Annotated in this window: 5 protein-coding genes; 3 read left to right on the top strand and 2 right to left on the bottom strand. The window is 72.2% G+C overall.

The features are described from left to right. On the top strand, positions 1–2,051 hold a 2,051-nt coding region (locus tag ACEPPI_RS39465; protein ID WP_373920074.1), incomplete at its 5' end, for an endo-beta-N-acetylglucosaminidase. Here ACEPPI_RS39465 and ACEPPI_RS39460 read toward each other — a convergent pair. Together ACEPPI_RS39460 and ACEPPI_RS39455 are read right to left on the bottom strand one after the other, a co-directional pair. Then, on the bottom strand, positions 2,048–3,460 hold the full coding sequence (locus ACEPPI_RS39460) for an ATP-binding protein (protein WP_373920073.1): 1,413 nt from the start codon (positions 3,458–3,460) through the stop codon (positions 2,048–2,050). The two genes, ACEPPI_RS39465 and ACEPPI_RS39460, sit on opposite strands and share 4 nt — an antisense overlap. A 10-nt stretch (positions 3,461–3,470) precedes the next feature. Continuing rightward, positions 3,471–4,193, bottom strand: coding sequence for a response regulator transcription factor (locus ACEPPI_RS39455; RefSeq protein ID WP_373920072.1), 723 nt, complete (start codon positions 4,191–4,193; stop codon positions 3,471–3,473). Between the two features lie 267 nt (positions 4,194–4,460). On the opposite strand from ACEPPI_RS39455, the gene ACEPPI_RS39450 reads away from it, so the two are divergent. Together ACEPPI_RS39450 and ACEPPI_RS39445 are read left to right on the top strand one after the other, a co-directional pair. Next, on the top strand, positions 4,461–5,246 hold the full coding sequence (locus tag ACEPPI_RS39450; RefSeq protein WP_356219476.1) for an amino acid ABC transporter ATP-binding protein: 786 nt from the start codon (positions 4,461–4,463) through the stop codon (positions 5,244–5,246). 97 nt (positions 5,247–5,343) lie between these two features. Continuing rightward, complete coding sequence (locus ACEPPI_RS39445) at positions 5,344–6,198, top strand: glutamate ABC transporter substrate-binding protein (protein WP_373920071.1); 855 nt, start codon at positions 5,344–5,346, stop codon at positions 6,196–6,198. Positions 6,199–6,255: the final 57 nt, after the last annotated feature.

The raw sequence follows: 6,255 nt of genomic DNA, 5'->3' as shown, positions 1-6,255 counted from the left end.
CCGCCGGGGCGGGGGCGACCGCACTGCCCCGGCCCGCCTCCGCGGCCCCGGCACCCGCCCCGGCCCCCGGCGCCCTCCCGGCCGCACCGCCGACCGTCCTGGCCCCGTACGCCTCCTACTGGTTCCCCGACTCGCTCCCCTCCGGTACCCCGGGCCCCGGCATCGTGTGGCACTCCCTCGCCGACTGGTCCCCGGAGTCCGATCCGGACCTGGCCCACAACACCGCGTCCGTGCCGCTGGCCCCGCGGTTCGCCCCGGTGCCGGCGAACCGCACCGCCCGCGCCGGCCGGGCCCGGATCTCCGCGCTCGTCTCCTTCGGTCCCACCGCGGGCAATCCCTCCCAGGGCTCGGCGACCGCCGACCACTACGCCCTGAGCCACTGGGCGTACCTCGACGAGCTGGTCTTCTGGGGCGGCTCCGCCGGCGAGGGCATCGTCCTCGCCCCGAACGCGCCCGTGGTCGACGCCGCCCACCGCAACGGCGTCCCGGTCCTCGGGAACGTCTTCCTGCCGCCCGTCGCCTACGGCGGGGACCTCCAGTGGACCCGCGACCTGGTCCGGCGGGACCCCCTCGGCCGCTTCCCGCTGGCGGAGCGGCTCGTCGAGGTGGCCCGCGCGTACGGCTTCGACGGCTGGTTCGTCAACGCCGAGACGGACGGCGGGGACGGCGCGCTCGCCACCCGGACCCGGGAGTTCCTGCACGCCCTGCGGGCGGCAGGCTCCCCGCACGGGCTGCGGATCACCTGGTACGACGCCATGAACAGCACCGGCCGGGTCGGCTGGCAGGGCGCCCTGAACGCGCTCAACCAGGAGTTCTTCGAGGACCGGTCGGGGAAGGTCGCCGACTCGCTGTTCGTCGACTTCCGCTGGACCGCGCGGAGCCTGGCGGAGTCGGCCGCACTCGCCGAGCGTCTCGGCCGCTCCCGCCTCGAACTGTGGGCCGCCGTGGACACCGAGTCCCGCGGCTGGGACACCCGGGTCGACTGGGACGCGGTCCTCCCGCGCGACCGCGATCACGTCGTCAGCCTCGGCCTCTACCGGCCCGAGTGGACCCGCAACCACCTCACCGACCGCTCGCCCGGCGCCTTCCACCGGGCCGACGACCGGTTCTGGACGGGCGAGTCCCTGGATCCGGCCCGTCCCGCGCCCGAGGCCCCGTCCGGCTGGCGGGCCCCGGCCACGGCGGTGGCCGACCGGTCCACGGTCTCCGCCCTGCCCTTCGGCTGCTCGTTCAACACCGGGCACGGACTGCGCTGGTACGAGGGGGGCTCGGTCACCTCCGACACGCCCTGGAACCACCTCGGCCTCCAGGACCGGCTCCCGGGCCGCCGCTGGGTGGTGGACACCGCCGGGGAGCGCCCCTCGGTGACCCTGGACTTCGCGGACGCCTGGCGCGGCGGCTCCAGCCTGCTCGTCGCCGGGGACCTCACCACCCCCGCGTCGATCGGCCTGCACGGCACCCGGCTGGTGCTGACCCCGGGGACGGTCGCGGAGCTGGTCCACCGCGGCGGGGCGTCGGTGGAGCTCGGTGTCGCGACCCGGGAGGCGGCCGGCCCCGGCGAGCCCGTGCCGTACACCTGGCTGGCGTCGGCGACGCCGGGCGGCGGCCCGGGGTGGCGGACCTCCCGCGTGGCCCTCGCGCCGCTGGCCGGGGAGACCGCGTACGCCCTCGCCGTACGGATCACCGTGCCCGGGAAGAGGGCGGCGTCCTGGCGGCTCGGCGCCCTGACGCTGCGCGACACCGACCTGCATCGGCCCCCGGCCGCTCCCGCGCACCTGAAGGTCGACGCCGCGGCCCGGCGGGGCGCCGAAGCCGAGCTCCGCCTCTCCTGGGAGCGGGCACCCGGCCCGGTCCGCCACTACGAGCTGCACCGCCTGCTGCCGGACGGCGCCCGCCGCTTCCTGGCCGGCACCTGCGGGACCGCCCTCCACCTCCCCTCCGTCACCCGCGCGGGCGGGGAGCGGGCGGCGGCCTTCGAGCTGAGGGCCGTCGACGAGACGTACTCGGCCTCCGCTCCGGCCCGCACCACCCTGCCCTGGAGGGCCGGCTAGCCGGTGTGGGGCTCGGTGCGCGGGACGGCGACGGTGACGCGCAGCCCGTGCGGCGGGTTCTTCGCGTAGGAGATCGTCCCACCGCCCGAGGCGAGCAGGGCGCGGGAGATCGAGAGACCGAGCCCGGACCCCTTGACGTTCTGGTGGCGGCCGCTGCGCCAGAAGCGGTCACCGACGCGCAGCAGCTCCTCCTCGGTGAGGCCGGGACCCCGGTCGGCGACGACGACGAGCGCGCTGCGTCCCTCGACGGCGACCGACACCTGCACCTCCTCGCCGTCCGGCGTGAACTTCAGGGCGTTGTCGATGACGGCGTCGAGGGCGCTGGAGAGCGCGATGGGGTCGGCCCAGCCGGTGACGGCGGTCCGACCCGCCTCGGTGAGCCGTACGCCCTTCTCCTCGGCGTACGGCCGCCAGGCGGCAACCCGTTCGGCGGTGAGGGCCCCGATGTCGGTGAGGCTGATCTCGGCGGAGGCGTGCTCGGCGAGCGCCAGGTCCAGCAGGTCGTCCAGGACCTGGGCGAGGCGCTTGCCCTCGGTGCGCACGGAGGCGATCTCCTCGTTCCCCTCGGGCAGTTCGAGGGCGAGCAGCTCGATGCGCAGGAGCAGTGCGGCGAGCGGGTTGCGCAGCTGGTGGGAGGCGTCCGCGACGAACGCCCGTTGCTGCTCCAGTACCTCTTCGACGTTGTCGGCCATCTCGTTGAACGAACGGGCCAGGCGGCGGAGTTCCGGAGGGCCGCCGGAGGCCGCGACGCGGGAGTTCATCCGGCCGGTGGCGATGCCGTGCGCAGCCGCGTCCAGGGTCCGCACGGGCTTGAGGACCCAGCCGGTGAGGCGCAGGGCCGCGCCGAACGCGAGCAGCATGGCGGCGGCGAGACCGGCGGCGATGATCAGCCAGCCGCGCAGGATGCTGCCGCGCATCTGTTCGGTGGGTGATTCGGTGGCGACGACGGCGACGACGTCCCCGTCGAGCACGACCGGGGAGACCACGAGAAGCTTCCCGTCGGTCTGCCAGGGCCACACCTGTCCGGGGTCGTGGCTGCGGCGTCCGGCGAGTGCCTCCTCGAAGGCACGGCGGCCCTCCCCGGACTCGGGGAGCTGCCACCAGCCGGGGGAGCGGACCATGGCGTTGTCGTCGCGGTAGAAGATCCCGACGCGGATCCCGTACAGCTCGTGGTAGCGGGCGAGTTCCAGCTGGAGGGTGTTGCGGCGCTCGTCGGCGCCGGTGGCACCGGAGCCCTCGGCGTCGATGACGAACTGCGCGAGGGCCGCGAAGCGGGCGCTGTCGTCGATCCGGTCGACGACCACCTTCTGCTGCTGGGCGGCGGCCAGGCTGACGGCGAGGGGGAAGCCGAGCGCGAGCAGCACCCCCGCCATGAGGACGACGAGGAGCGGGAGCAGCCGGGCACGCACGGCGGGACCCCTAGGGCGCGGCCGGGGTGACGAGCCGGTAGCCCACCCCGCGGACGGTCTCGATGAGCGCGGGCATGCCCAGCTTGGAGCGCAGCGAGGCGACGTGCACCTCAAGGGTGCGGCCGGTCCCTTCCCAACTGGTGCGCCACACCTCGCTGATGATCTGTTCGCGGCGGAAGACCACGCCGGGCCGCTGCGCGAGCAGGGCCAGCAGGTCGAACTCCTTGCGGGTGAGCGGTACGTCGGCACCGTGCACGCTGACCCGGCGGGTCGGGAGCTCGATGGCGACCGGACCGAAGCGCACCAGCGCCGGGGTGCCGGTACCGCCGACGGTGGCGGCGGACTCCTCGGAGCCTCCGGTGCGGCGGGCGACGGCGTGGATGCGGGCCAGCAGCTCGCCGGTGTCGTAGGGCTTGACCACGTAGTCGTCGGCGCCCATGTTCAGGCCGTGGATGCGCGAGCGCACGTCGGCCCGTGCGGTGACCATGATGACCGGGGTGGCGGTGCGCTTGCGGATCTTGCCGCAGACCTCGTAGCCGTCCTGGTCGGGCAGGCCGAGGTCGAGCAGGATCACCCCGTAGGGGGAGGCGCCGGCCGTGGCACCGGCGGGCAGCAGCGCCTGCAGGGCCTCCTCGCCGCTGCGGGCGTGGGTCACCTGGAAGCCGTGCCGGGCGAGGATCGCGGACAGGGCGGCGGCGACGTGGTCATCGTCCTCGACGAGCAGCAGTCTCATGGCGTCCCCCTTTCCTCGATTCCTGGATGTGTACACGGGCACCCTGCATCCACGCCCATGAAGAGTCCCGCGTCAAGGGGGTTCCGGTCCGGCGAGTCTTCTGTTATCCACCCGGTACGGGCGGAGCGTGCCGGGGGCGGTGTCACGTACGGAGCGTATCGGTGCGAGGCCGGATCGTTATGCTCAATTCTCCCTCAGATGTGATGACGCTGTGCGCGCTCCGTCACTACTGTCCTCCCAACCGACGGAGGACGGAGCAAGAAGCCGATGAGCGGAGTATCAGTGACCGAGGACGTTCAGGACGCGGCGGGTGCCGCGGACGGCCTGGTCGTACTGAGCAACGTCAACAAGCACTTCGGCGCGCTGCACGTGCTTCAGGACATCGATCTGAGCATTGCCCGCGGTGAGGTCGTCGTGGTGATCGGTCCTTCGGGATCGGGCAAGTCCACGCTGTGCCGGACGATCAACCGGCTGGAGACGATCGACTCGGGGAGCATCACGCTCGACGGGAAGCCGCTGCCGGCCGAGGGCAAGGAACTGGCCCGGCTGCGCGCCGACGTGGGCATGGTCTTCCAGTCGTTCAACCTGTTCGCGCACAAGACGGTGCTGCAGAACGTGATGCTGGGTCAGCTCAAGGTCCGCAAGACGGACCAGGCGACCGCCCTGGAGCGGGCGAAGTCGCTGCTCGACCGGGTGGGCGTCGGCTCACAGGCCGACAAGTACCCGGCCCAGCTGTCCGGAGGCCAGCAGCAGCGTGTCGCGATCGCCAGGGCGCTCGCGATGGAACCGAAGGTGATGCTCTTCGACGAGCCCACCTCGGCGCTCGACCCGGAGATGATCAACGAGGTGCTGGAGGTCATGCAGCAGCTCGCGGCCGAGGGCATGACGATGGTCGTCGTCACGCACGAGATGGGCTTCGCCCGCTCCGCCGCCAACCGGGTCGTCTTCATGGCCGACGGAAAGATCGTCGAACAGGCCACGCCCGAGCAGTTCTTCAGCAACCCGCGCAGCGACCGCGCCAAGGACTTCCTGTCGAAGATCCTGCACCACTGACGCCCGCGTCTGGTAGTGATCCGGTCGACGGCGCACGCCGTCGCCACGACGTGCCCCGCTCGTCGTCCAACAACGTCTCATCCGAGGGAAGTTCACCATGAAGGTTCTCAAGGCCGGCGCGGCCGTCGCCACGGCCGTCGTTCTCGCCCTGACCGCGACCGCGTGCGGTGGCGGCTCGAAGGACTCGGCCTCCGACGCGGGCGCGTCGGGCGGCACCAAGTCGGACAAGATCGTCATCGGCATCAAGTTCGACCAGCCGGGCCTGGGCCTGAAGACCCCCGACGGCAAGTACGAGGGCTTCGACGTGGACGTGGCCACGTACGTGGCCAAGGAGCTGGGCTACCAGCCGGACCAGATCGAGTGGAAGCAGGCCGTCAGCGCCGAGCGCGAGAACCTGATCTCCAACGGCGACGTGAAGTTCATCGCCGCGACCTACTCGATCAACGACAAGCGCAAGGCGAAGGTCGACTTCGCGGGCCCGTACTTCCTGGCCCACCAGGACCTGCTGGTCCGCGCCGACGACAGCAGCATCACCAAGGTCGAGGACCTCAACAAGAAGAAGCTCTGCTCCGTCACCGGCTCCACCTCGGCGCAGAACATCAAGAAGGACCTGGCCAAGGACGCCGACCTGCAGGAGTTCCCGGGCTACTCCGAGTGCCTGACGGGTCTGGAGAACAAGGCCGTTGACGCGCTGACGACGGACGACTCGATCCTGGCCGGCTACGCCGCGCAGGAGAAGAACAAGGGCAAGTTCAAGCTCGTCGGTCTGAAGATGAGCAACGAGAACTACGGCATCGGTCTGAAGAAGGGCGACAAGGAGCTCCAGACCAAGATCAACGCCGCGCTCACGAAGATGGTCTCGGACGGCTCCTGGGAGGCGGCCGTGAAGAAGAACCTCGGCCCGGCCAACTACAAGAACGAGCCTGCCCCGAAGATCACCGAAGGCAGCTGATTCCCCGGTGGGGGGGGGGGGGGGGGGGGGGGGGGGGGGGGGGGGGGGGGGGGGGGG

Origin of the sequence: Streptomyces sp. AB3(2024) (assembly GCF_041862025.1) — a bacterium.
GTDB lineage: Bacteria > Actinomycetota > Actinomycetes > Streptomycetales > Streptomycetaceae > Streptomyces.
Note: the sequence above shows the minus strand (reverse complement) of the source record. Positions and strands in the feature narration are given on the sequence as shown.

Coding starts and splice junctions, on each gene's coding strand:
- ACEPPI_RS39455 (WP_373920072.1), bottom strand. CDS start 4,193: ATGAGACTGCTGCTCGTCGAGGACGATGACCACGTCGCCGCCGCCCTG.
- ACEPPI_RS39450 (WP_356219476.1), top strand. CDS start 4,461: ATGAGCGGAGTATCAGTGACCGAGGACGTTCAGGACGCGGCGGGTGCC.
- ACEPPI_RS39445 (WP_373920071.1), top strand. CDS start 5,344: ATGAAGGTTCTCAAGGCCGGCGCGGCCGTCGCCACGGCCGTCGTTCTC.